Source organism: Pseudoxanthomonas dokdonensis (genome assembly GCF_001431405.1).
GTDB lineage: Bacteria > Pseudomonadota > Gammaproteobacteria > Xanthomonadales > Xanthomonadaceae > Pseudoxanthomonas_A > Pseudoxanthomonas_A dokdonensis.
Genome location: NZ_LDJL01000015.1, coordinates 1 through 22,851 on the forward strand (window position 1 = coordinate 1; position 22,851 = coordinate 22,851).

Here is a 22,851-nt window from a genome sequence, read left to right on the forward strand (position 1 = left end):
GAGTCCATTCCGGCCTACACCACGCTGGCTGCGTTGAGCGGTGCCAGCAGCAGTGACTGCGCCGTGGGCGATGCCGGTCGCAAGACCTGCACCCTGACGGTGGCCACCGTGCCGGCCAACGGCACGGCCACGGTGAGCCTGACGGTGACCGCCGATGCGGCGCTGCCCAGTGGCATCAGCCTGTACAACCTGGTCACCGATGAGGTCTGCCAGCCGGGTGATACCAGCTGTACGCCGCCGCCGCCGTGCGACCCGGCCACCGATGCCAACCAGTGCACCACCCCGCCGGAGGGCTGTGACCCGGCCACCGACCCGGATCATTGTGTGTCGACCGAGACGGACAGCTCGCAGGTCACGGTGGCCAAGCGTTTGACCGGTGAGTCCGGCACCCGTGAAGGCAAGGCAGAAGCTGGCGAAACCCTGACCTACACGATCACCCTCACCAATGTCGGTGATGGCGAAGCCGAGCAGCACAGCTTCTACGAACTGCTGCCGCAGTACTCGACGCTGCTGTCGATCGAAAGCGCCAATCCGGTGGTGAGCAGCTGCCAGCCTGGCGATGGCAACCGCCTGTGCCGGATTGACGTGACCGGACCGATCGCTGGTAACGGCGGGACGGTGGATGTCATCGTCGCGGTCCGTGTCGACGACAGTCTGCCGACCGGCGTCAGCCACCTGGTGAACATCGTCACCGACGACGTCAACCAACCGCCGACCGGATGCGATGAAGCGGGCGTCTGCACGCCGCCGCCGCCGGGCATCTGCGACGATCTGGATCCGGCGCATTGCGTGCCGACCCCGGTCGGACCGGTGCTGACGATCACCAAAGAGGTCAAGGGTGAGCCGGTATTGGTTGCTGGCAGTGCCGATACCTTCCTGGTGACCTATGAGCTGACCGTGGTCAACGAGGGCGGTGGTGAAGGCATCTATGATCTGACTGACCAGGCCCGCTTTGATGGCGATGCCAACGTGATCGCTGCCAGCTACCAGCGTGGCGAGGAATCGGCCGTCAATCTGACCGGCAGCAGCGAGTGGGTGCTGGCGACCGATCGCAATCTGGCCGCCGGCGAGCAGGACGTGTATGTACTCAACCTGCAGGTGCAGATCGCGGTGGGCAGTGACACCAGCAACGACACCTGCAAGGTCGGTGAAGGTGCTGCCGGCAACGGCCTGTTGAATAACGCACTGTTGCAGGAAGGCGAAACCGAACTGCGCGATGACGCCTGCGTGGACACGCCCAAGCCCGGTGTCAGCAGCCAGCTGGCAGTGGAAAAAACTGGTAGCACCCGTGATGCCGAGATCGGCGACCTGGTCAACTACAGCATCCGCGTACGCAACAACGGCGATGGCGTCGCCATCCGTCCGCTGCTGGTGGATCGTCTGCCGGCTGGCTTCAGCGTCCTGCAGGACAGCCTGCGGGTCACTGGCGCCAACGTGGAATCGGTTGAAGGTGTGCCGGGCCCGCGGATCGAGGTGACCCTGGATCGGATTGATCCGGGTGCCGAAGTCCTGTTGACCTACTCGGTGCGTCTGGGCGTGGGCTCGCTGGAGGGCGACGGCATCAACCGCGTGCATGCCGAATGCCGTGAACAGGCCAGTGACACCAGCACCCGGACCTGCTCCAACGAGTCGCGCTGGAAAGTGGATGTGGATGCCGGCGTGTTCACCGAAGAGGGTTGTGTGGTCGGCCAGATCTTCGTCGACTGCAGCGCCAACTCGATCAAGGATGAAGAAGAGTTGGGTATCCCCGGCGTGCGCCTGTACTTCGAGGACGGCACCTTCCTGATCAGCGATTCGGAAGGCAAGTACAGCTACTGCGGACTGCGTGCGACCACACACGTGTTGAAGGTGGACAAGATCACCCTGCCAACCCGCAGTCGGCTGGTGACCAGCAGCTCGCGCAATGTCGGCGACGCTGGCAGCCTGATCATCGATCTGAAGAAGGGCGAGCTGCACCGCGCCGACTTCATCGAAGGCTCGTGCAACAGCGACGTCATCGAGCAGGTCAAGGCCCGCAAGGCCCAAGGCGAGGTGAGTTCGGTGCAGACCGAAGCCAACCAGCCTGCCCTGAAGTTCGGCAGCAAGCCGGCTCCACAGGGCAACCCGTTGCGACAAGGGACTGACTCGGCAGACCAGCCGATTGAGCAACCGCGGCGCCAGGATGGCGACGAGGATGGGGAATCCAACCCTGGCTCCTAGGGCGGAGAGGATTCATCCCAGTGCACGACCGGCCCCGGTGTTCATCACCGGGGCTTTTTTTTCGCCTTCCCTCAGATGACCCGCGCACAGATCCAGGCATCGACGCGTTCGACCCCCGCCCGCCGCAGGCAGCGTGCGGCCGACTGCAACGTCGCCCCGGTCGTCATCACGTCGTCGATCAGCACCACGTGCGCCGGCAACCGGCCGGATGATGGCGCTGCGAAGGCGGAGCGCAGATTGCGCTTGCGCGCCGCCGCATCAAGTTCCGACTGCGGTGCGGTATCCCGGGTCCGCCGCAACAGATCGCCGCGCAAGGGAATCGATCGCTGTCGGGCCAGCGCCCGGGCCAGCTCCAGCGCCTGGTCATAGCCACGCTGGCGCAGCCGTGCAGGATGCAGCGGCACCGGTACCAGCAGCGGTGGCGAGGGCAGGGCCTGCAGGCCCTGTACCATCAATTGCGCCAGCACCTTGCCGGCGACTAGGTCGCGATGGAACTTGAAACGCGGGATCAAGCGGTCCAGCGGAAACCCGTACTGGTACGCCGCATGCACCTCGGTCAACGCGGATGGCCGTTGCAGACAGTCGCCGCATAGCCGGTCGCCAGCCAGCAGCGGCAGCCCGCAACGTTGACACGCGGAACGGTTGTCAAGCAGCTGAAGCCGGCATTTTTGGCACAAATCGATGCTGTTGTCGCCGCGTTCGCTGCAGATGATGCAGCGTGGCGCAAACAGCCAGCGACTGACCCAGCCCACATACTTGTCAACTTTCGCCACGTCCATGTGGTTGACAGCTCCCCAGCCGGTTCCCAGACTTGTCGACTTTAATCCTGCGAGTCCGCCGTGTCTGCTCACGAATCCCTGCCGTATCCGTTGCGCCATGACTGGCAGCTGGACGAATTGCTGGCGCTGTTCGATTTGCCGTTTACTGAGTTGCTGTACCGTGCGGCCAGCGTGCATCGCCAGCATTTCGATCCGGCGCAGGTGCAGATCAGCACGTTGCTGTCGGTGAAGACCGGTGGCTGTCCTGAGGACTGTGCCTATTGCCCGCAGGCACAACGCTACGACACCGGCGTCGATGCGCAGAAGCTGATGAGTACCGATGCAGTGCTGGAGAAAGCGCGCCAGGCCAAGGCCGCCGGTGCCAGCCGCTTCTGCATGGGCGCGGCCTGGCGTGAACCCAAGGATCGCGACATTCCGAAGGTTGCCGAGATGATCCGCGGGGTCAAGGCGCTGGGCCTGGAAACCTGCGCCACCCTGGGCATGCTCAAGGCCGAACAGGCGCACGCGCTGAAAGACGCCGGCCTGGACTACTACAACCACAACCTGGATACCGCGCCGGATTTCTACGACTCGATCATCCACACCCGCCAGTACCAGGATCGCCTGCAGACGCTGGAACACGTGCGCGATGCCGGCATGAAGACCTGCTGCGGCGGCATTGTCGGCATGGGCGAATCGCGCCAGCAGCGTGCCGGCCTGTTGCGGGCGCTGGCCAACCTGCCAGCGCATCCGGACTCGGTGCCGATCAATCGACTGGTGCAGGTCGCTGGTACCCCGTTGCATGGCACTCGCGAACTGGATCCGTTTGAGTTCGTGCGGACCATTGCGGTTGCCCGGATCTGCATGCCGCGGGCGATGGTGCGGTTGTCGGCAGGTCGCGAGAGCATGAATGACGAACTGCAGGCGCTGTGCTTCGCCGCCGGCGCAAATTCGATCTTCCACGGCGAAAAGCTGCTGACCACCGGCAACCCGGACGTGGAACGGGATCAAGCGTTGTTCGCCCGGCTCGGCCTGCGGGCGATGGTCGTGGCCATGGCAAATCCCGACGACGATCACAGAAACGATCCTCCCGGCAGCGCTACGGTGCACGCTGATATCACCCGGCCAGCGGCGTGCGGCCTGCCGGCGTGACCAGCTTGCGGACGATCCAGGGGCGTTCCGGCAGCACCGGTTGAGGCGAGGGCGACCCCGGGTCGCCCCGTGTCCAGCGACTGAGGAATACCCGGATTGCCGCCGATGGCTGCCGCGCAGCCGTTATCCATTCGAGGTATCCAGCAGATGAGCAGCCGTCCCGATCTTTTCCAGCGCATTGCCGTGCAGCGCGAACAGCGGGTGGCCGAAGGACGGGTGCGGGTGCGCCGGCTCGTCGCCCGCCGCGACGGCATGCGGGTCGAGCTGGATGGACGTTGGCTGACCGAGTTCGCCGGCAATGACTATCTCGGCCTTTCGCAGCAGTTCGAAGCGGTCAACGCGTTGCAGGACAGCGCCGCGCGCGATGGCACCGGTGCCGGCGCCTCGCATCTGGTCAGTGGCCATCATGCCCAGCACCACGCGCTGGAACAGGAACTGGCGGAATGGCTGGAATATCCGGCGGCGCTGCTGTTTGGCAGCGGCTACATGGCCAACCTGGCGGTGCAGCAGGCGCTGCTGGGCGAAGACGATGTCTGTGTCCAGGATCGACTCAACCACGCCAGCCTGATTGATGCCAGCCGTCTGGCCGGCTGTCGTTTGCGCCGTTACCCGCATCTGGATCCGGAAGGGGCGATGCGCCAGCTCAAACAGTCGCCCGATGGGGTGGCGATGCTGGCGACCGACGGTGTCTTCAGCATGGATGGCGATGTCGCGCCGCTGCGTTCGCTGAGCCTGGTGGCGCGCATGCAGCAGGCTTTGCTCTACGTCGATGATGCCCACGGCGTAGGTGTGCGTGGACCGCATGGTCGTGGCAGCGTGGCCGACGCGCGGATGGGCGTGAACGAAGTACCGCTGCAACTGGTGACGCTGGGCAAGGCGCTCGGCGGCTACGGCGCGGCAGTGGTCGGCGAGGCGGCGTTGATCCGGCACCTGGCCGAAACCTCGCGCCCTTACATCTACACCACCGCCTTGCCACCGGCGCAGGCAGCGGCCACCCGGGTCGCGATCCGCCAGGCGCGGCGGGACCAGTGGCGGCGCGACAAGCTCAATGCATCGATTGCCCGCTTCCGCCAACGTGCGCAACGCGCAGGCCTGCAGTTGATGGCATCGGACACGCCGATACAACCGGTGTTGTGCGGCAGCGACGCCAGCGCCGTGGCCTTGTCCGATGCATTGCAGAGCGCCGGCCTGCTGGTGCCGGCGATCCGGCCACCCACCGTGCCCGAGGGCAAGGCGCGCTTGCGGGTGACCTTGTCGGCGCTGCACAGCGAGGCTGAGGTGGATGCACTGGTCGATACGCTGGCGCGTTCCTGGGAAGCAATCCAGAAGCGCGAGCGGTTGCAGCGACTGGAGCAGGAAGTCGCCTGACGCGAGCCTGCCGCGGCACCGCCGCGCCTGCAGGACACGCCGCGATCAACGACAATAAACCCATGCATATCGACGTCATCGGCAGCGGTCCACCGCTGGTCCTCATCCATGGCTGGGCCCTGCATGGCGGCGTGTTCGCGCCCCTGGTCGAGCGCCTGTCCAGCGTGCACGAGCTGCATGTGGTGGATCTGCCCGGCCATGGTCACAGTCGCGATTCCGGCATCCGCCTGGATCTGGATGCCTGCGCGCGCGCGATCCTGGCGCGGACGCCGCCAGCGCCGTGGCTGGGCTGGTCGCTGGGCGGGCTGTTCGCGCTGCACGCGGCGGCGGTGTCGGAACAGGTCAAGGGCCTGCTGCTGATCGCGGCAACGCCACGCTTCGTACGCGGCGCTGACTGGCCATCGGCGGTGGACCCGGGCGTGTTCGTGCAGTTCGGCAGCGAGCTGCAACAGGATTACCGCGGCACGCTTGAGCGCTTCCTGGCGCTGGACACCATCGGCTCCGAGCATGCGCGCAGCGAGCTGCGGACCTTGAAGGAAACCCTGTATGCGCGTGGCGAGCCGGCGCCGAGCGTGCTCCAGGACGGGCTGCGCCTGCTGGAACGCAGCGATCTGCGCCAGCATCTGCCTGCGCTGTCCGTCCCCAGCCTGTGGCTGTCCGGGCATCGCGACCGGCTGGTGCCGCCTGCGGCGATGCGCGAAGCCGCGGCATTGGCCACGGCCAGCACCTATCTGGATATCGCCGGTGGCGGCCACGCGCCGTTCCTCGGCCACGCCGACCAGGTCGCCCAGGCGGTATCGGCGTTCATGGCCGGCATTCGATAATGGCGGCCGTTTGCTGATGTTGCCGCCGCCAGTACAGTGATGAATCCGATGTTTGATCAGCGCCAGATCCGCCGCGCATTTTCGCGTTCGGCAGGCACCTACGATGCCGCCGCCGCACTCCAGCACGAGGTCGAGAAGCGTTTGCTGGAGTCGCTCGATTACCTGGATGCGCGGGTGCCTGGCCGGGCGCTTGACGTGGGCTGCGGTCCCGGCCGCGCCGCGGCAGCCATGCACAAGCGCTGGCCGAAGGCGCAGGTGATCGCGATGGATCTGGCCCTGCCGATGCTGCAGCAGGCCAAACAGCGCGCGGGCTGGTGGAAGCCGTTTTCGCGGGTATGCGCCGACGCGCGCGCACTGCCGCTGGCCGACAACAGCGTCGACGTGTTGTTCAGCAATCTGTGCCTGCAATGGGTCGAGGATCTGCCGTCCGTGTTCGCCGGATTCCGGCGCGTGCTGCGTCCCGGTGGCCTGCTGCTGTGTTCGACGTTCGGCCCGGATACGCTGCATGAGTTGCGCGCATCATTCAGCCACGCCGATGCGGTCCCGCATGTCAGTCCGTTCGCCTCCATCGCCCAGTTCGGCGATGCGTTGCTGATGTCCGGCTTCCGCGATGCGGTGCTGGATCGCGATCATTTCAACCTGACCTATCCGGACATGACCGCGTTGATGCGCGAGTTGCGCGCGATGGGTGCGACCAATGCGCTGGCCAGTCGTCGCCACACCTTGACCGGCCGCGCCCGTTTCGCCGCCGCGAGCGCCGCCTACGAACCCCTGCGCGATGGCAACGGCAAGCTGCCCAGCACCTGGGAAGTCATCTACGCGCAGGCATGGGCCCCGCCGCCAGGTGCACCGATCCGCGAACATGGCCGCGACGTCGCCGCGGTGCCGGTGGCGCAGATTCCGATCCGGCGCAAGCAATGATCGATCCGGCCGTCGCCGGCGCTAGGGCGTCGGCAGCCGGTCGCGGTGGAAAAAGTAGACTTCGCTCAGCAGGAAGCGCCAGGACTTGGCAAAGCTGCGGAAGCGGCTGGTTGGGGTAGGCGACCCGACAGCGTCGATGCCCAGCTCGTGGCTGATCCGCAATGCCCGCGCCATGTGCATCGGATCGCTGACGATGATGGCGCGCTCCAGGTCATAGGTCTGCATCAGGCCACGCGCCTGGCGCAGGTTTTCGTGGGTATTGCGCGACACCGATTCGATCAGGATGTCCTGCTCCGGAACCCCTGCCTTGATGCTGTAGCGGCGGGCGACCTGCGATTCGGAAAAGCGCGCGCCGCTGCCGCCATAACCGCCGGTGTAGATGATCTTGCTGGCATAGCCGCGCTTGTACAGATCGACGCCGTGGCGAATGCGCTCTTCGAACACCGGCGAAGGCTTGGCATCGTAGGCCGCAGCGCCGAGCACGATGATGACGTCGGCTGGTGCCGCCTGGTCGCGACCGCCGACCCACATGATGTAGGCCGCCACCCCGAGCAGCCACAGCAGCACCAGCAGCAGCAGGCGCAGCAGCCAGCGCCAGGGACCGACACGCTTGCGGCGTGTACGTGCCATCAGCGGCTACTCCATGGCATGGCATCCAGATCGACGTTGCCGCCGGACAGGATCACGCCAACCCGTTTGCCGGCAATCGCATCGCGCTGCTTGAGCAGCGCCGCCAGCACCGTTGCCGAGGACGGTTCCACCACCACTTTCAGGCATTCCCACAGCTGCCGCATCGCTGCCACGGTCTCATCGTCGCTGACCGTGGTGACCTGCACGCCATGCGCGCGCAGCAGCTCGAAATTGGGCGCGCCAACCGGACCGCGCAAACCGTCGCAGACCGTATCGGGGACGAAATCGACCTCGCGCCGGCCTGCTGCCAGTGAACGCGCGGTATCGGCGGCGCCTTCCGGCTCGGCACCCCAGCGGGCGCAAGCCGGTGCCATCGCCGCCGTGGCGATGGCGGTGCCGGACATCAGTCCGCCACCACCCACCGGGGCCATGACCACATCGAGTGGCCCGGCTGCGTTGATCAGTTCCAGCGCGGCGGTGCCCTGGCCGGCAATCACCTGAGCATTGGCGTAGGGATGGATCATCGTGGCGCCGGTTTCCCCGGCAATGCGGGCGCAGGTCTGCTCGCGGTCGGCGGCGGTGGGCGCGCAGACATGGACGGTGGCGCCGTATCGGCGGATGCTGGCGACCTTGGCCGGCACCGCGCCGTGTGGCACCACCACATGGCACGGGATGTCGCGGGTTCGCGCGGCCAGCGCCAGCGCCGCACCGTGATTGCCGGAAGAATGGGTAATGACACCTTTGCCCGCCTGCGTTGCCGGCAGTGCCCAGACCGCATTGCAGGCGCCGCGGAACTTGAACGAGCCGGTGCGCTGCATCGGCTCGGCCTTGAACCAGACCGACGCGCCGAGCAGTTGCTCCAGGGAGCGTGACTGCAGCACCGGGGTGGCATTCACATGCGGCGCGATACGGGCGGCGGCGGCCAGCACGTCGGCAAAACTGCAGAAGGGTTCATTCATGTGGAAAGGTTAACGCATGCCACGCCAGCGCCAAACGACCGCGTGGAACAGCGGATGCCGGCAATTAAGCTTGCTGTCGCCCGGCGCGGCTGACGCTGCGCTGAGCGGTCATGTAATGGTCTGGCCGAGTTAAGGACGGATTCAATGCCGGCCACCGATGCTGCAGACTGCAGTTTCGAACAGGGGCCCGTCATGAACCGCTATCTACTGAGCACCGTGCTGGTTGCCGTCACCGCACTCGGTGGCTGCGCCACCTATGACTACCGTGGCAGCAGTGCGCCCGGTGGTTACTACTATGGCCGCCCCACCACCACCTATTCCGGTGGCTCCATCGGCCTGTACGGCAATGGCTACTATGGTTACGGCGGTGGCTATGGCGGCTACTACGGCTACCCGGGCTACGGCTACAACCGCTGGTATGGTCCGGGCTACGTCAACCCGTACTACCCGGGCTACCGGCCAGCGCCGCGCCCGCCACACCGCCCCGGCCACCCGGATGGCAGGCCTGACCGCCCGGATCACCGGCCGGACCATGGCAACAACAGCGGCAAGCCACCGTGGCGCGACCCCACCAACGGTGCCTGGCAGGGCCGTGGCGATGTGCCGCGTCGCCCGAACCCGCGGCCTCGCACCACGGTCCGACCGGTCGAGCCGACCCAGGCCGCCCCCCGTGTCCAGGGCCCGCGGCTGCGCGAGATGCCGGTGCGCATCGTGCCCAAGGGCCGCCCCGGCAATCCCAGAATTCGCCAGGTCGAACAATAAACGCTTGATTTGCGCGTCCGTCCGTCGCAAGCTCCGGTCTGTGGATTGACCGGTTGCGTCGCTTTGTGACGTAATTGGGTTATATACGGTTTATGTCGACGTCCCGTGGGGAAATCTGGATCCCCCCTGTTCCGGCCCCACTGGACGTCGGCGCCTACCCGCAGCGCGTATGTCGCGCGCAGCCAAAGCCCGGTAATTCCGGGCTTTTTCATGTCCGAAGCGGTATCCTGCGTGCGCGAAAAAAGGGGCCGATAGTCCCCCGACTATCGGCCCCTCGGCATCCCCGTCATGCGCATGGCTGGCCCCTGTTCCAATTCCAGCCTGCGCCCCTGAACGCTTGCCACGACGGGTGCATGATGTACGTAGCATGAAGCGTGCCAACCTGGCCGAGCATGCGTTCCGGTTTGTTCCTAGACCCGCTGGTGCAGATTCCATGAGTTCCGATTTCCATCGCTACGACGTCATCATCATCGGTGGTGGCCATGCCGGTACCGAGGCCGCTCTGGCGTCGGCGCGTGCTGGCGCGCGCACGTTGTTGCTGACCCACAACATGGAAACGGTGGGCGCGATGAGCTGCAACCCGGCCATCGGCGGCATCGGCAAAGGCCATCTGGTCAAGGAGATCGATGCGCTGGGCGGGGTCATGGCGCTGGCCGCCGACCGCGCCGGCATCCAGTGGCGCACGCTGAATGCCTCGAAGGGGCCGGCGGTGCGGGCGACCCGCTGCCAGGCCGATCGCAATCTGTACCGCAGCGCCATCCGCCAGGCGGTGGAGGCGCAGCCGGGGCTGACGGTTTTCCAGGCCGCGGTCGATGACCTGGTCATCGAGAACGGTCGTGTCCGCGCCGCAATCACCCAGACCGGCCTGCGCTTCGACGCCGCCGCGGTGGTGCTGACCGCAGGTACCTTCCTGGCCGGCAAAATCCATGTCGGCCAGACCCAGTACGCGGCCGGTCGCGCTGGCGATCCGCCGGCCACGGCATTGGCGCAGAAACTGCGCGAAGGCCTGTTCAACGTCGATCGGCTGAAGACCGGCACGCCGCCGCGCATCGATGGCCGTTCGCTGGACTACAGCGTGATGGAAGAGCAGCCCGGCGACACGCCGATGCCGGTGATGTCGTTCATCGGCCAGGCCAGCGATCATCCGCGCCAGGTGTCGTGCTGGATCACCCATACCAGCGAGCGTACCCACGAGATCATCCGCAATGCGCTGCATCGTTCGCCGATGTACAGCGGCCAGATCGAAGGTATCGGCCCGCGCTATTGCCCCTCGATCGAAGACAAGGTGGTGCGCTTCGCCGAAAAGGCCAGCCACCAGATCTTCGTCGAACCCGAAGGCCTGGACGTGGCTGAAATCTATCCCAACGGCATTTCCACTTCGCTGCCGTTCGACGTGCAACTGGACATGGTCCGCAGCATGCGCGGCTTCGAGCGCGCGCACATCACCCGGCCCGGTTATGCGATCGAATACGACTTCTTTGATCCGCGCGGGCTGAAGCCATCGCTGGAAACCAAGGCCGTGCAGGGGTTGTTCTTCGCCGGTCAGATCAACGGCACCACCGGGTACGAGGAAGCCGCGGCGCAAGGGCTGGTAGCGGGCCTGAATGCCGCGCGCCAGGTGCAGGATCTGCCGGCCTGGAGCCCACGCCGTGATGAAGCCTATATCGGCGTGCTGATCGATGATTTGATCACTCATGGCACCAACGAACCGTACCGGATGTTCACCAGTCGCGCCGAGTATCGCTTGCAGTTGCGCGAGGACAACGCCGATCTGCGCCTGACCGAGACCGGGCGCGAACTGGGCCTGGTCAACGATGAACGCTGGCAGGCGTTTGCCGGCAAGCGTGAAGCCATCGCCCGTGAAAGCCAGCGTCTGGCCGCCTTGTGGGCGACGCCGGCCAATGCGTTGGGGCGCGAACTGGAAGCCACGCTGGGCGTCAGCGTCAGCCGCGAAACCAACGTGCTGGACCTGATCAAGCGTCCCGAACTCGACTACGCCAGATTGATGCAGCTGCCATCGCTGGGCCCGGCAGTCGACGACGCCAAGGTCGCCGAGCAGGTCGAAATCGGGGTCAAGTACGCTGGCTATCTGGATCGCCAGCGCGAAGAAATCCAGCGTCAGCAGCGCAACGAGAACACGCCGATTGCCGAGGATTTCGATTACGCCAGCGTGCGTGGCCTGTCGGCGGAAGTGCAGCAGAAGCTGGAGCGGGTACGCCCGGCCACCGTCGGCCAGGCCCAGCGCATCCCCGGCATGACCCCGGCGGCGGTTTCACTGCTGCTGGTGCACCTGACCCGCGCCCGCCGCAGCAAGGTCGCCTGATCGCGCAGGTCTGCTCTCGTAGAGCGGAGCTTGCTCCGCTGGAGAATCCCTCATCCGATAGAAACACCGACGTCGCGGAAAGGCAGCGGAGCAAGCTCCGCTCTACGCCAGGTCGGGGTGGCGGCGTTTCCATGCCGCCAACTGCTCGCGGTATTGCTGCATCTGTTCCGCATACAGATCGTAGACGCAGATCGGACAGCCACTTTCGCAACAATCGCTGGGCAGTGGCTTTTCCGGTTCCTGCGGCCGTGGATCATCGTCGTGATGGCCGGACGATTGCATGGCGGTGGTGTCAGTCGACCTGCATTTCCTGCAGCAGGTGCGGGGCCGGATAGACCTTGGCCAGCAGCCAGCGCAGGTAACGCATGTCGACGTGCACGGCACGCTTGTAGCGCGGGTCGAACATCCAGCTGGCGCTGACCGCTTCCCAGTTGCTGTCGAAGTTCAGCCCGATCAACTCGCCGTTGGCATTCAACACCGGTGACCCGGAATTACCGCCAGTGGTGTCGAGGTTGGTCAGGAAATTGACCGTCTGCGTTTGCAGCACGGGATCAGCGGTATCACCAAAGTCGCCCTTGGCAATCGCGTCCAGCAATCGCTTGGGGGCATCGAACGGTACCTGGTTGGTGTTCTTTTCGACGATACCGGCCACGGTGGTCACCGGTGCGTAAGTGACCGCGTCGCGTGCCTGCAGGCTTTCCAGCGTGCCGTAGCTGATCCGCAAGGTGCGATTGGCATCGGGATACAGGGCGCGTCCCTGCGATTTGCGCCAGTCGAACAAGGCATGCATATAGGCCGGACGCAGGCGTAGATCCTCGCCTTCCCAGGTCTTGCGCTGCTGTTCCAGGCTCAATTGCGCCGGAATCAATCGTGCTGCCAGATCAATCAGCGGGTCCGGCTGCATCGGCTGGCCTTCGCGGGCGGCGGCGAAGCGCGACAGGCGCTGCGCTTCCTGATCCAGCGTGGTCGTGGCGTACAGCTTGTCCAGCGCGCTGGCCAGTTGCGCCGGCGTACGGCCGAAGGCCTGGTCGAACTCGGCCACGCGCTGGTTCTCCGGCAGCTGCTGATAGCGGCCGAGCAGGGCGGCCAGCAGTGCCTTCTCGACCTGTGGTGAGTAACGTCGCTGGACCTGCTTGAGGAAGGCCTCGATATTGTTCCAGTCGCGTTGCTGGTAGCCACTTTCGCGCTGCGCGTCAGGCTTCTGCGATTCCACCTGCAACCGTTGCAGCATCAGCGCCGAGCGCATCAGCTGGCTCTGGCTGCCGAACACGTTGAGCAGGAATTCGCGATCCCGCAGCGCGGTCTGTTCGGCCAGCAGTGTCGACAGCTGCTCGATGGCGGCGCGATCATCGGCATCGGTCTGCGCCAGCATGCCGCGCTCGTCGGCAGCACGCACCGCGACCGCCTGGCTGCGCTGCAGGCCGAGCAGTTCGCCGGCCGCGCGCTTGCTGTTGTTCTTCAGCGATTGCAGCTGTGAGGCATAGCGGGTGCGGGCGTCGGCATCGGCCTTGCCTTGTTGCTCGATGATGTCAATCAACTGGTCGAAGACCTGCACCCGCTGTGGCAGCACATGATTGACCTGGTTGTCGAACTCGGCCGCGGTGCGGTGGCGATAGGTCACCCCCGGATAGCCAGCCAGCATCGCGAAATCGCCTTCGCGCGGCCCGTTCTTGGCCATCTGCAGATGGGCTGGTGGCTGATACGGTACGTTGTCGGCGCTGTAGTCGGCGGGCTGGCCATCCTTGCCGACGTAGGCGCGCAGCAGGGTGAAGTCGCCGGTGTGACGCGGCCACATGAAGTTGTCGATTTCGTCGCCGTAATTGCCAATCGCACGCGGCGGCGCATAGACCAGCCGGATGTCGCGCAGTTCCAGTTGCTTGATCCGGTAGAAGTCGGTGCCGTAGTACATGTCGGCCACGCTGCAGCGATAGCCGGGCTGGCTTTCGCACTCGCTGACCAGGCGTTTACTGGCGGCGTCGACGGCATCGAAGTAGTCGCGACCGGATTTGCCACGCGCCTCCTTCAATACCTCGTCGGTGACCTTGTCGAAAGCAACGGTGACCAGTACCCGGTAATCCGGATTGGCCGGCAGTTCGGCGCTGCGGTCGGCGGCGATGTAACCGTTGTCGATCAGATTGTTGTCCGGCTTGCTGTTGTACTGGATGACACCGTAGGCGACATGGTGGTTGGTCAACAGCAGACCCTGGTCGGAAACGAACGAGCCGGTGCCACCACCGACCCGGACCACCGCGTTCAGCGGTGCGGCGGTCAGATCCGACAGTTGCGCCGGATCCCCCTTGAAACCGGCGCTGCGCAGTTCCGACGCCAGCTGCGGCATCTGCGAGGGCATCCACATGCCTTCAAACGCCTGCGCCGGCGCGGACAAGGCGATGCCGATGGCGAGGGCGGACAGCGACCAACGTTGATTCATGATGGATTTCCAGCGGTTTTGACAATCGATGACGATAGCGGTCGCGGCGGCCAGCGGCAATCGGGCTTTGGCCGCTTGCGCGGCAGAACGATAGTGGCTAGTGCCCCACGCATTCGAACGGGACGACGCGGCTATTTCTCGCGTCGCCAGTTGATCGAACCGCGGGTCTCGATGGTGCTGGTCTCGACTTCAGCATCGAAGCCCTTGCGCAGCAGGTACTTGAGCGTGACCACCGAGCCCAGGCCGATGGTCGAGACGCCGTAGCTGACGTACAGCTTGGGCGACAGGTACTTGCCGACGCCGAACACAGAGCCGCCGACCGTTCGCGATTCCAGCACGCCGGCATCATCCAGGCCGATGCGGGCACCGAGCTGCGAGGCAAGCAGGCCGGCCCCGGCCGACAGCGCGGTCGATGCCGCGTTTATCTGCTGGCTTTCATCACTGCTGGCGGTGCTCAGCGAACGGCCGAGGACCAGATAGGACAAGGCCTCGCTCTCGCTGGTGGCCGGGTCTGACCAGACCGTTGCACGCGGTCGCTGCGCGCGGCCGGTGACATCGATGCCGGCGGTAACGTCGGCACTGACGATTTCACGCTGGGCGCGGATGTCGATGCGTGGATCGGAGACCGGATTGTTGCTCCAGGTCAGCGCGCCACGGGTGATGTCCAGTTTCTGGCCATACGCTTCGTAGCGGCCTTCCACATCGAGCCGGCCCTGCGCCAGCATTTCCTGGCCTTGCCGCGAGCGTACGTTGAGAGTGCCGGTGAGCGCACCTTCCAGGCCATAGCCTTTCAGTTTGACGTCATCGCCCAGGCTGATCGCCAGTTGCAGGTCCAGTGGCGAATCCGGGGCCTGTTCCGGATCCACCGGATCCAGCACCACCACGTCGGGCGAGGCCGATACGCCCTGGCTGAGGCGTTCAACGTCGATCAGCGCCGACGGCACGGTCACCTCGCCACGCACCTGGATGCTGTTGTCGACCAGGCTGACCACGATATCCGGCGAGGCGACCGCACGCAGATCCGGGGTGTCGGAGACCAGCAGATTGTCGCCGCTGATGTGGAACACCAGCGGCGTGGTGGTGTTGTTCCAGCCCAGGCTGCCGTCGAGGTTGAGCAGGCCTTCGCCGGTCTTGACCGTGCCGCGGATGCTGGCACTGCCATCGGCCAGCGCGGTCAGGTCGACGTTGCCTTCGGACAGCGCGATGCCAAGCGATGGCAGCTCGGCGTTGAAGCCGGTCAGCGTGGCTTCGCCGCTGAGCGCCGGTTGCCCGCGGCTGCCGGCAAGTCCGATATGACCGGCCAGCACGCCGGTCGGCTGCACCAGATCCGGCGAGAACAGTTCCATCCACACCAGTCGCGAATTGTTGAAGTACAGATCACCACTTAGCGGCGAGGTCGGATCCCAGCCGGTATCGAACGTCGCATCGACATAGCCGTCGCCCTGGAAACCGGTGCCAAGGCGGCCTTCGATGCGTTGCGGAGTAAACGTGGCATCGATACTGAAATGATCGTAACGGATCACTTCGCCGCGACGGCTGTGACCCTGCACCGCCTTGCCGACGCGCAATGCGCCCTCCATCGAGGCGACATGCACTTCGCCAGCCCAGGCATTGCCTTGCGGACGCAGGCTGGCATCCAAGCTGACCTCGCCACGCAGGTTGAGGGGCGCGCCCTGCGGTTGGGGCAACCACGGGTTGACCAGGGTCAGCGGCAGTGCATCGGCCTGTACGCTGAGCCCGGTCTTTGGCCAATCGGCGACCACGCACAGGTTGCCGCCGCCATTGGCGACCAGGCAGCTCTGGCTGAGGCTGAAGGCATTGCCCTGCTGGCTGAAATCGGCCGGCGCCTGCAACCGCCATTGCGCGCCCTTGGCCGGCACCAGCGTCAGCTGCTGCAACTGGCCGAGCCAGCGTGGCCCCTGTTTGCGTGCATGACCGTTGATGGCCACGTCCAGCAGTTCGCTCTGGGCATCGGCATCGATGGTGATGTCCTCGACGGCACCACTGAGATCCAGCCGCAATTGCTGCAACAGCAGACCGGCATTGACCGAAGTACCACGCACCGCCAGTTGTCCGTCACCACCACGCCAGGGCAACTTGCCGCGCACGCTGAGGGTTTCGGCGCTGTAACCTTCCCAGTTCAGGCCGTTGCCGGTCAGATCGCTGTCCAGGGTCGGCGCGTCGCGCGGACCGGTCAGCTTGATACTGCCAGCCAGTTGGCCGCTGCTGCCGGGCAGCAGATCCGACAGCAGCAGCGGCTGCAGCCGGGCATCGATATCCAGGGTCTTGCCAACGCTGCCTTCGGCCTGGACCCGGCTGCTGCCCAGGCTGAGCGCCAGTTCGCCGCGGCCGTGTTCGCCCTGCAGCGCGAACTTGCCATGGCCACTCAAGGCGCGGCCACGCAGTTGCCCACTGAGCTTGGGGATATCGGCGGTGGCGTCGATGCCGCCGTCGTCGCGCAGTTGCCCCTGGCTGGCGATCTGGCCGGAGACATTGCCCTGCCAGCCACTGAGGAAATATCCCGGATCAAACCCGGCCAGGGTGGCGCTGGCGTCCCAGTCCAGTCGCGGCGTCCAGCCGACGCGGCCTTCGGCATCGAGCGTCCCGGTTGGCATGCGTGCCTGCAACTGGTGCACTTGCGCCTGCTTGTCGTCGCCGCGGATGTCGAGCGCCAGTTCGGCCTGCTCACCGTCACGCTGCAGGCGTGCAGTGCCCTTGCTGGCCCAGTCCCTGAGCTGGCCGGCAATGCCCAGGTCGGCATCACCGGCAATCGCGGCTTCGCCTTCACCCCAGCGCACGCCGCGCGCGTTGACCGCGAACTTGAAACGCGGATTGCCGCTTTCACTGAAGTCGGCGGTGCCGCGCAGGCGCACCCGCCCGTCCAGCAGTCGCACTACCAGCGGATGCACATCCAGCACCTGCTCTTTGATCGACAGCGTCGACGGTTCAATCATTGCTGACCACTGGCCCTGTTGCACGCGGCCACGCAAGTGGGTGCTGCCATCGGCACCATCGGCTTTCAGCGCGAACGACAACGGCAGCGATTCCTCGACTACGCCCAGCGCTGCCAGATCCAGCTCGTCGCTGCGGCCATCCAGATGCCAGGTCGGTTGTTTGCGACCCTGTACGGTCATGGTCAGGCGCACTTCCTTGGGTGCATACCCGGCCACGGCGACAACCATGCGGTCGATATCGCCGCGTGCAACCAGACCCAGACGAGCCGGACGCTTGCCCAGTCCGCTGGCCGGGAACTGCGCGCTGAGCTTGAGCTGGGTCTTGTAGTCGTCGCCAGGCAGGTAGCCGCCATGCAGCTGGAAATCACCACGGTCGGTGTTGATGGCGACCTTGTCGGCGTGCACGTAGCCGTTGCCGATGTCGATGCCGCCACGGACCTTGCGGATGTCGATCGTTGGCTGGCCGTCACTGCGGATGACGAAGCCATCGATTTTCAGATCATCGGCCTGGATCGCCAATGGCATTTCGATTGCCGGCAGTACATCGGGCCAGCGTGGCAGTTCGAACGGTTCGTCGCTGGAAGGCATGTCCAGCATCGCGCCTTCGATTTCCATCGCATCCAGGCGCAGCCGCTTGCCCAGCAACGGACGGATGTCGGGATCCAGATAGATGCGCTCGGCGCTGAAATGGATCTTGTCCCAGTGCAGATCGACACCGCGCAGGGTGAGCGGGCCTGCCAGCGGGCCTTCGACCTGTTTCCAGGTCAACGATGCATTGGCCGGCAAGCGTGCAACCACCTGCGACAGCAACACGTCGCGACCGGCGACCGTCTGCAATAGCCAATAGGCCAGCACCAGCAACCCCAGCAACAGCACCGCCAGGCCGATGCCGCCGCGTACCGCCAGCCAACGCACGCGCGCGCGGCGACGTGCGCGCAGTTCGGCGATGCGTTGTTCGTGGGCGTCTGGCTGTGGAGTTGCTTCTGTGGCCATCGGGTTACCAGTCTGCGCCTATGTTGAGGTAAAGCTGCAAGGCCGAATCGGGATCGTTCAAGCCGCGCGCCACATCCACCCGCACCGGTCCGACCGGCGACTTCCAGCGTGCGCCGATGCCGACGCCGGTACGGAAATCAGGGGTGTCGTCGAACGCATCGCCGCTGTCGACGAACACCGCCGCGCCCCAGCTGTCATTGAAATAGCGTTCGAACTCGACGCTGGCGGTGAGCACGTTCTTGGCACCCAGTGCGTACTTGTCGCCCTGGTCGGAGATCGAGGTCGGCCCGACCTCACGGTAACCATAGCCGCGGATGCTGCGATCGCCACCGGCAAAGAAGCGCAGCGACGGTGGCAGCCCGAACAGCTCGTCGGTATAGGTGTGGCCGGCTTCGCCACGCACGATCAAACGATTGTTGTCGCCAACGGCCTGGTACCAGCGTGCGGTCGCATGCAACTGGATGAAGCTGGCATCGGCGGCAACCCCTTCGACCGCGCCGCGCAGCTCGACGTCGATGCCGATGCCGTGCTGCGGAAACAGCAGGTCGTCGGCGTTGACGTAGTCGGCCCGCAGCGCCGGATACAGGAAGGTAGCTTCGCTGTAGTCGAGCGGCGCCAGCGCGCCACCGCCGTCGTCGGGTTCGTCGTAGAACCAGCGCTCGTTGAGCCAGTTGATCGAGGCGGTGGCCTTGAGGTGCTCGTTGATCTGGCCGCTGCGCGAGCCGGTCAGCAGGTAACGCCGGGAGTTGATGTAATCGCCGTCGTCATCGTCGTACAGGGCGCTGATCCGGTACCAGCCATCGAGCCAGGCGAACGCGGGTATGCGGTAGTCGGTACTCAGGATCTTGCGCTTGCGGGTGTAGTCCAGGCCCGCGGCCAGCTTGTGGCCATGGCTGTTGACGTAGCGGCGATCCAGGCCGAGCCGGATACCGGGGCCGTTCTCGGTGCCGTAGCTGAGACCGGCGGTGTAGACGGTGCGCTTGGCACGGGTCAGGTTGACCTCGACCGGGATCCGGCCCTCGACTGCTTTGTCCGGGTCGGTGCGGATGTCGATGTTGGAAAAATAATCCAGTCCGACCAGCGATTCGCGCAGCCGGTCAAGCTTGCCCTGGTGGAAATAGCTGCCCTCGTCCCAGTACACCAGCTGCTCCAGCAGGCCGGCATCGAAATAATCCTGGTTGAAACGGGTCGGACCCATGTCATAGCGGATGCCGGTGGCCCAGCTCAGATCGATGTCGGCGGCATGTTCGGCACGGGTCACCTCGACCCGCCGGGTCAGGAAGTCGGAGTCGAAATAGCCGCGCTCGGCCAGCCGGTTGACGATCTTCAGCTTGCTGGTTTCGTACACGGTGTGATCGAAGCGCTGTCCCGGCAGTGGCGTGAAGGCGGCCAGATCCTGCTTGAGATAGCGATCGTCCTCGCCCGGGCCCTCCAGCCGCAGGTTGGCATTGCGCACCCGCACCGGCTCGCCCAGTTGTACGTGGATGGTGATGTCGACCGCTTCGGCGGGCGCACGCTGGCGGGGTGCCGAGTCCGCGGCCGGCGCCGGATTGCCGTCATCGCCGGCCGCTAGGCTGTCCGGCTCAGCGGCGGCGCCGGCATCGGCCTGGCTGGTGACCGGCTCGGCATTGTCGGCGGCGGTCGCGACCGGGTCATCGGGGTCGTTGGCAGCGTCGGCCGCCATCGCCGCAACCGCGCGGGTCTCGCGCTGGTCTTCGGGAGCGGGCAGATCGCCGGGCGCCGGATCAACGCTGCCGTCGGCAGCTGGCGTGGCCGCGGGCTGGCTGTCGTCGGGACTGACGATGGTGGTGGCGCTGCCATCCTTGCGTGGCACGCTGATGGTGATGACCGGGCTGTAGTAGCCGAACGGTTCCAGCGCGGTACGGGTTTCCTCGACCGCTTCCTGCAGCAGGTATTCGAAGCGCGCTTCACGCAGGCGCCGGCCCTTCATTTCGTTGAGGGTCAGTGCCAGCTGGATGTTCTCCTCCATCAGCTCGTCTTCGAGACCGGTGACGGTGACGCTGTTGACGGTGGCCGCGGCCCATGCAGGCCCGCCGATGGACATCAGCGCGACCGGCAGCAGACGGCTGATGGTGCGGAGGTGGGAACGGTGCGTTGGCATGCGCTCAGGATAACCGCGGCGACATTAAATGGCTGAATGCAGCGGTTTGGCGCCACTGGCAGCCCGCATTGGCGTGGCCGGGCCGGGCAGCGATGGCGCGCTGCCCGGTGAGCAAACTCACATCAGGACGACAGGTGTTCGATTGCCGCGACCTTGCCGAACCGATCCGCCAGTCGCTTCAGCAATGCCAGCCGGTTGCCGCGGATGGCCGGGTCGTCGGCGTTGACCATCACGCTGTCGAAGAACGCATCCACCTGCGGCCGCAGCCGCGCCAACCGGTTCAACACGGCCACGTAGTCGTGGCGATGCAGGGCGTCATCGGTATCGCCCAGTGCGGCCTCGACGGCTTCGGCCAAGGCGCTTTCAGCAGGCTCGGACAGCAGCGCACGGTCCTCCATCGCCGGAATCGCGATATCGGCCTTCTTCAGGATGTTGTTGATGCGCTTGTTGGCTGCGGCCAGCGCCTCGGCTTCGGGCAGCGCGGCAAAGGTGCCGATCGCATCGAGGCGGGTGTCGAAGTCGTACAGCGATGCCGGCTTGAGCTCGGCGACCGCAGTGAAATGCGCGGTCGGCACGCCCTTGTCGGCGTAATAGCCGCGCAGGCGGTCGAGGATGAAGTCGTACAGATCCAGATACATTGTTTCGGTATTGCGATCCGCATGCGGTTGCACCGCCGCGGGTAGCAGCGCAATCGCCTGCTCGATCAGCGCCGGTATCGGCAGATTGAAACCGCTCTCGATAATTGTCCGCGCCAGGCCCAGCGCATTGCGTCGCAGTGCAAACGGATCCTTGTTACCGGTCGGTTTAAGGCCGGCGGCAAAGCCCCCGGCCAGGGTGTCCAGGCGTTCGGCGATTGCCAGCACCTTGCCCAGTGGCGACAGGGCGATGTCATCACCGCTGAAGCGCGGCTGGTAGGCCTCGTCGATGGCCAGCGCGATGCTGCTGTCCTCACCGGCGGCTTTGGCGTAATGGCGGCCGGCGATGCCCTGCAGTTCCGGGAACTCGTTGACCATCCGTGATTGCAGATCGTTCTTGGCCAGTTCGGCGGCGCGGCGGGCCTGCTGCGGATCCGCACCCACCTGGGGGGCAATCACTTCGGCCAGCCTGGCCACGCGCTGCACCTTGTCGGCGACACTGCCCAGTTTGGCCTGGTAAGTGACGCTGTTCAGGCCTTCGCCCATGGCCACCAGGCCTTGCTTAAGATCCTCGTCGAAGAAGAACTTGGCATCGGAGAAACGCGGCCGGATCACGCGTTCGTAGCCTTTGCGCACTTCGCTGACGTCACGCGATTCGATATTGGCGATGCCGATGAAATGTTCGGTCAGGCGACCGCCGTCGTCCAGCACCGGGAAGAACTTCTGGTTGACTTCCATGGTTTCGATCAACGCTTCCTGCGGTACCGCCAGGAACGCCTTTTCGAAGCTGCACAGCACTGCCGCCGGCCATTCGGTCAGGCACACCACCTGTTGCAGATTGTCGTCACTGATGCGGGCGCTGCCGCCGACCTGGCTGGCGGCGGCTTCTGCCTGCTCGGCGATGCGTGCGCGGCGTTCGTCGGCATCGACGATCACGTGCGCGGCGCGCAGCGAGTCGATGTAATCGGCCGGCTCGCCAATCCAGACCGGCTTGGCGTGCTCGAAGCGGTGGCCACGGCTCATCCGATCCGAACGCGCGCCCATCAGCTGCGCATCCACCACTTCCTGGCCCAGCAGCATCACCAGCCAATGCACCGGCCGCGCGAATGCGTGCTGGTGGTCACCCCAGCGCATCGGCTTGGGAATCGGCATGCCGGCGATCGCTTCGGCCAGCACCTCCGGCAACAATTGCGCGGTGCGCGCGCCGGGACTGACCGAGCGATGCACGAAGCGTTCGCCCTTGGCATCGCTGCTGCGCTCCAGCGCGGTCCAGTCAACGCCGGCCTTGCTTGCAAAACCCTGCAGTGCGCGGGTCGGCTGGCCGTCGCCGTCCAGCGCGATGTTGAGGTACGGCCCCAGTACTTCGGAATGCTGCTGCGGCTGCTCCACCTCCACCGCCGGCAGCAACACCGCCAACCGACGTGGCGTGTACAGCGGCCTGGCATCGCCACGTTCGAAGGCGACGCCACGCTTTTCCAGCGCGGCCAGCACGCCATCGAAGAAGGCCTGCGCCAGCCCCGGCAATGCCTTGACCGGCAGCTCTTCGGTGCCTAGTTCGATCAGCAGAGGTTGCTTGCTCATATCACGTCCTTACGGGTCGCCAGCAGGTCCGGCCGACCGGTTGCATCGATTCGGGAAGGTTGCGCGTGTAGCTTCGCGTTCAACCACAACAGCACCAGGCCCGCAACGGGCGGCAGTATGAATCCGAAGAGGAACCACAGCAGCGCGCTGCGTTGCGTCGTCTGCGCCCAATACGCGGTGAAGATCGCGAACAGAAAGGGTGTGAAGGTCACTGTTACCAGGGTATCGGGCGACATGGA

The 22,851-nt window shown here is 65.5% G+C and carries 16 protein-coding genes; 7 read left to right on the forward strand and 9 right to left on the reverse strand.

Annotation, left to right across the window (positions count from 1 at the left end; translation table 11 throughout):
• Positions 1-2,199 (forward strand): DUF11 domain-containing protein (locus ABB29_RS13055; protein WP_057659789.1); only part of this gene is annotated, 2,199 nt, incomplete at its 5' end.
• Positions 2,200-2,270: 71 nt separating this feature from the next.
• Here the strand turns inward: ABB29_RS13055 and ABB29_RS13060 are convergent.
• A complete protein-coding gene (locus tag ABB29_RS13060) occupies positions 2,271-2,978 on the reverse strand; it encodes a ComFC family protein (RefSeq protein WP_057659791.1) in 708 nt (235 codons plus the stop codon).
• Positions 2,979-3,056: 78 nt separating this feature from the next.
• Here ABB29_RS13060 and bioB point away from each other — a divergent pair, with 78 nt between their 5' ends.
• The 4 genes from bioB to bioC all read left to right on the forward strand — a co-directional run bounded on the left by bioB (position 3,057) and on the right by bioC (position 7,222).
• Complete coding sequence (gene bioB, locus ABB29_RS13065; protein WP_057660032.1) at positions 3,057-4,109, forward strand: biotin synthase BioB; 1,053 nt, start codon at positions 3,057-3,059, stop codon at positions 4,107-4,109.
• 147 nt (positions 4,110-4,256) lie between these two features.
• A complete protein-coding gene (gene bioF / locus ABB29_RS13070) occupies positions 4,257-5,477 on the forward strand; it encodes an 8-amino-7-oxononanoate synthase (RefSeq protein WP_057659793.1) in 1,221 nt (406 codons plus the stop codon).
• 62 nt (positions 5,478-5,539) lie between these two features.
• The gene (gene bioH / locus ABB29_RS13075; protein WP_057659795.1) at positions 5,540-6,301 is read left to right on the forward strand and encodes a pimeloyl-ACP methyl ester esterase BioH; all 762 of its coding nucleotides are present in this window, start codon (positions 5,540-5,542) and stop codon (positions 6,299-6,301) included.
• 39 nt (positions 6,302-6,340) lie between these two features.
• Entirely contained in the window at positions 6,341-7,222 is an 882-nt protein-coding gene (bioC, locus tag ABB29_RS13080; protein WP_057659797.1) for a malonyl-ACP O-methyltransferase BioC, read from the forward strand.
• Between the two features lie 21 nt (positions 7,223-7,243).
• Here bioC and ABB29_RS13085 read toward each other — a convergent pair whose 3' ends face one another.
• On the reverse strand, positions 7,244-7,852 hold the full coding sequence (locus tag ABB29_RS13085) for a YdcF family protein (RefSeq protein WP_057659799.1): 609 nt from the start codon (positions 7,850-7,852) through the stop codon (positions 7,244-7,246).
• Entirely contained in the window at positions 7,852-8,811 is a 960-nt protein-coding gene (locus ABB29_RS13090; protein ID WP_057659801.1) for a threonine ammonia-lyase, read from the reverse strand. Before ABB29_RS13090 ends, ABB29_RS13085 begins: the two co-directional genes overlap by 1 nt.
• 192 nt (positions 8,812-9,003) lie before the next feature.
• Here ABB29_RS13090 and ABB29_RS13095 point away from each other — a divergent pair, with 192 nt between their 5' ends.
• Both ABB29_RS13095 and mnmG read left to right on the forward strand, forming a co-directional pair.
• Positions 9,004-9,573 (forward strand): hypothetical protein, encoded by a 570-nt coding sequence (locus tag ABB29_RS13095; RefSeq protein ID WP_157062652.1) that lies wholly within the window; start codon positions 9,004-9,006, stop codon positions 9,571-9,573.
• Positions 9,574-10,006: 433 nt separating this feature from the next.
• Positions 10,007-11,896 carry a tRNA uridine-5-carboxymethylaminomethyl(34) synthesis enzyme MnmG gene (gene mnmG / locus ABB29_RS13100; protein WP_057659805.1) on the forward strand — a complete coding sequence of 630 codons (1,890 nt, stop codon included), beginning with the start codon at positions 10,007-10,009 and terminating at the stop codon, positions 11,894-11,896.
• 102 nt (positions 11,897-11,998) lie between these two features.
• Here the strand turns inward: mnmG and ABB29_RS13105 are convergent, their stop codons facing one another.
• The 6 genes from ABB29_RS13105 to ABB29_RS13130 form a co-directional block, all read right to left on the reverse strand.
• Complete coding sequence (locus ABB29_RS13105; protein ID WP_057659807.1) at positions 11,999-12,178, reverse strand: oxidoreductase-like domain-containing protein; 180 nt, start codon at positions 12,176-12,178, stop codon at positions 11,999-12,001.
• Positions 12,179-12,188: 10 nt separating this feature from the next.
• Positions 12,189-14,327, reverse strand: a complete 2,139-nt coding sequence (locus tag ABB29_RS13110) for a S46 family peptidase (protein ID WP_057659809.1) — start codon at positions 14,325-14,327, stop codon at positions 12,189-12,191.
• Between the two features lie 131 nt (positions 14,328-14,458).
• On the reverse strand, positions 14,459-18,274 hold the full coding sequence (locus ABB29_RS13115) for a translocation/assembly module TamB domain-containing protein (RefSeq protein WP_083487896.1): 3,816 nt from the start codon (positions 18,272-18,274) through the stop codon (positions 14,459-14,461).
• 4 nt (positions 18,275-18,278) lie between these two features.
• Complete coding sequence (locus tag ABB29_RS13120; protein ID WP_057659811.1) at positions 18,279-20,396, reverse strand: autotransporter assembly complex protein TamA; 2,118 nt, start codon at positions 20,394-20,396, stop codon at positions 18,279-18,281.
• A gap of 122 nt (positions 20,397-20,518) precedes the next feature.
• Positions 20,519-22,612 carry a glycine--tRNA ligase subunit beta gene (glyS, locus tag ABB29_RS13125; protein WP_057659813.1) on the reverse strand — a complete coding sequence of 698 codons (2,094 nt, stop codon included), beginning with the start codon at positions 22,610-22,612 and terminating at the stop codon, positions 20,519-20,521.
• A complete protein-coding gene (locus tag ABB29_RS13130; protein ID WP_057659815.1) occupies positions 22,609-22,848 on the reverse strand; it encodes a hypothetical protein in 240 nt (79 codons plus the stop codon). Before ABB29_RS13130 ends, glyS begins: the two co-directional genes overlap by 4 nt.
• Between the last annotated feature and the right edge of the window lie 3 nt (positions 22,849-22,851).

Bases quoted from the DNA above. Each gene is read 5' to 3' on its own strand.
- ABB29_RS13095 (WP_157062652.1), top strand. From the start codon at position 9,004: ATGAACCGCTATCTACTGAGCACCGTGCTGGTTGCCGTCACCGCACTC.
- ABB29_RS13090 (WP_057659801.1), bottom strand. From the start codon at position 8,811: ATGAATGAACCCTTCTGCAGTTTTGCCGACGTGCTGGCCGCCGCCGCC.
- ABB29_RS13130 (WP_057659815.1), bottom strand. From the start codon at position 22,848: ATGTCGCCCGATACCCTGGTAACAGTGACCTTCACACCCTTTCTGTTC.
- ABB29_RS13105 (WP_057659807.1), bottom strand. From the start codon at position 12,178: ATGCAATCGTCCGGCCATCACGACGATGATCCACGGCCGCAGGAACCG.
- bioF (WP_057659793.1), top strand. From the start codon at position 4,257: ATGAGCAGCCGTCCCGATCTTTTCCAGCGCATTGCCGTGCAGCGCGAA.
- mnmG (WP_057659805.1), top strand. From the start codon at position 10,007: ATGAGTTCCGATTTCCATCGCTACGACGTCATCATCATCGGTGGTGGC.
- ABB29_RS13085 (WP_057659799.1), bottom strand. From the start codon at position 7,852: ATGGCACGTACACGCCGCAAGCGTGTCGGTCCCTGGCGCTGGCTGCTG.
- bioC (WP_057659797.1), top strand. From the start codon at position 6,341: ATGAATCCGATGTTTGATCAGCGCCAGATCCGCCGCGCATTTTCGCGT.
- ABB29_RS13120 (WP_057659811.1), bottom strand. From the start codon at position 20,396: ATGCCAACGCACCGTTCCCACCTCCGCACCATCAGCCGTCTGCTGCCG.
- bioH (WP_057659795.1), top strand. From the start codon at position 5,540: ATGCATATCGACGTCATCGGCAGCGGTCCACCGCTGGTCCTCATCCAT.
- ABB29_RS13115 (WP_083487896.1), bottom strand. From the start codon at position 18,274: ATGGCCACAGAAGCAACTCCACAGCCAGACGCCCACGAACAACGCATC.
- glyS (WP_057659813.1), bottom strand. From the start codon at position 22,612: ATGAGCAAGCAACCTCTGCTGATCGAACTAGGCACCGAAGAGCTGCCG.
- ABB29_RS13060 (WP_057659791.1), bottom strand. From the start codon at position 2,978: ATGGACGTGGCGAAAGTTGACAAGTATGTGGGCTGGGTCAGTCGCTGG.
- ABB29_RS13110 (WP_057659809.1), bottom strand. From the start codon at position 14,327: ATGAATCAACGTTGGTCGCTGTCCGCCCTCGCCATCGGCATCGCCTTG.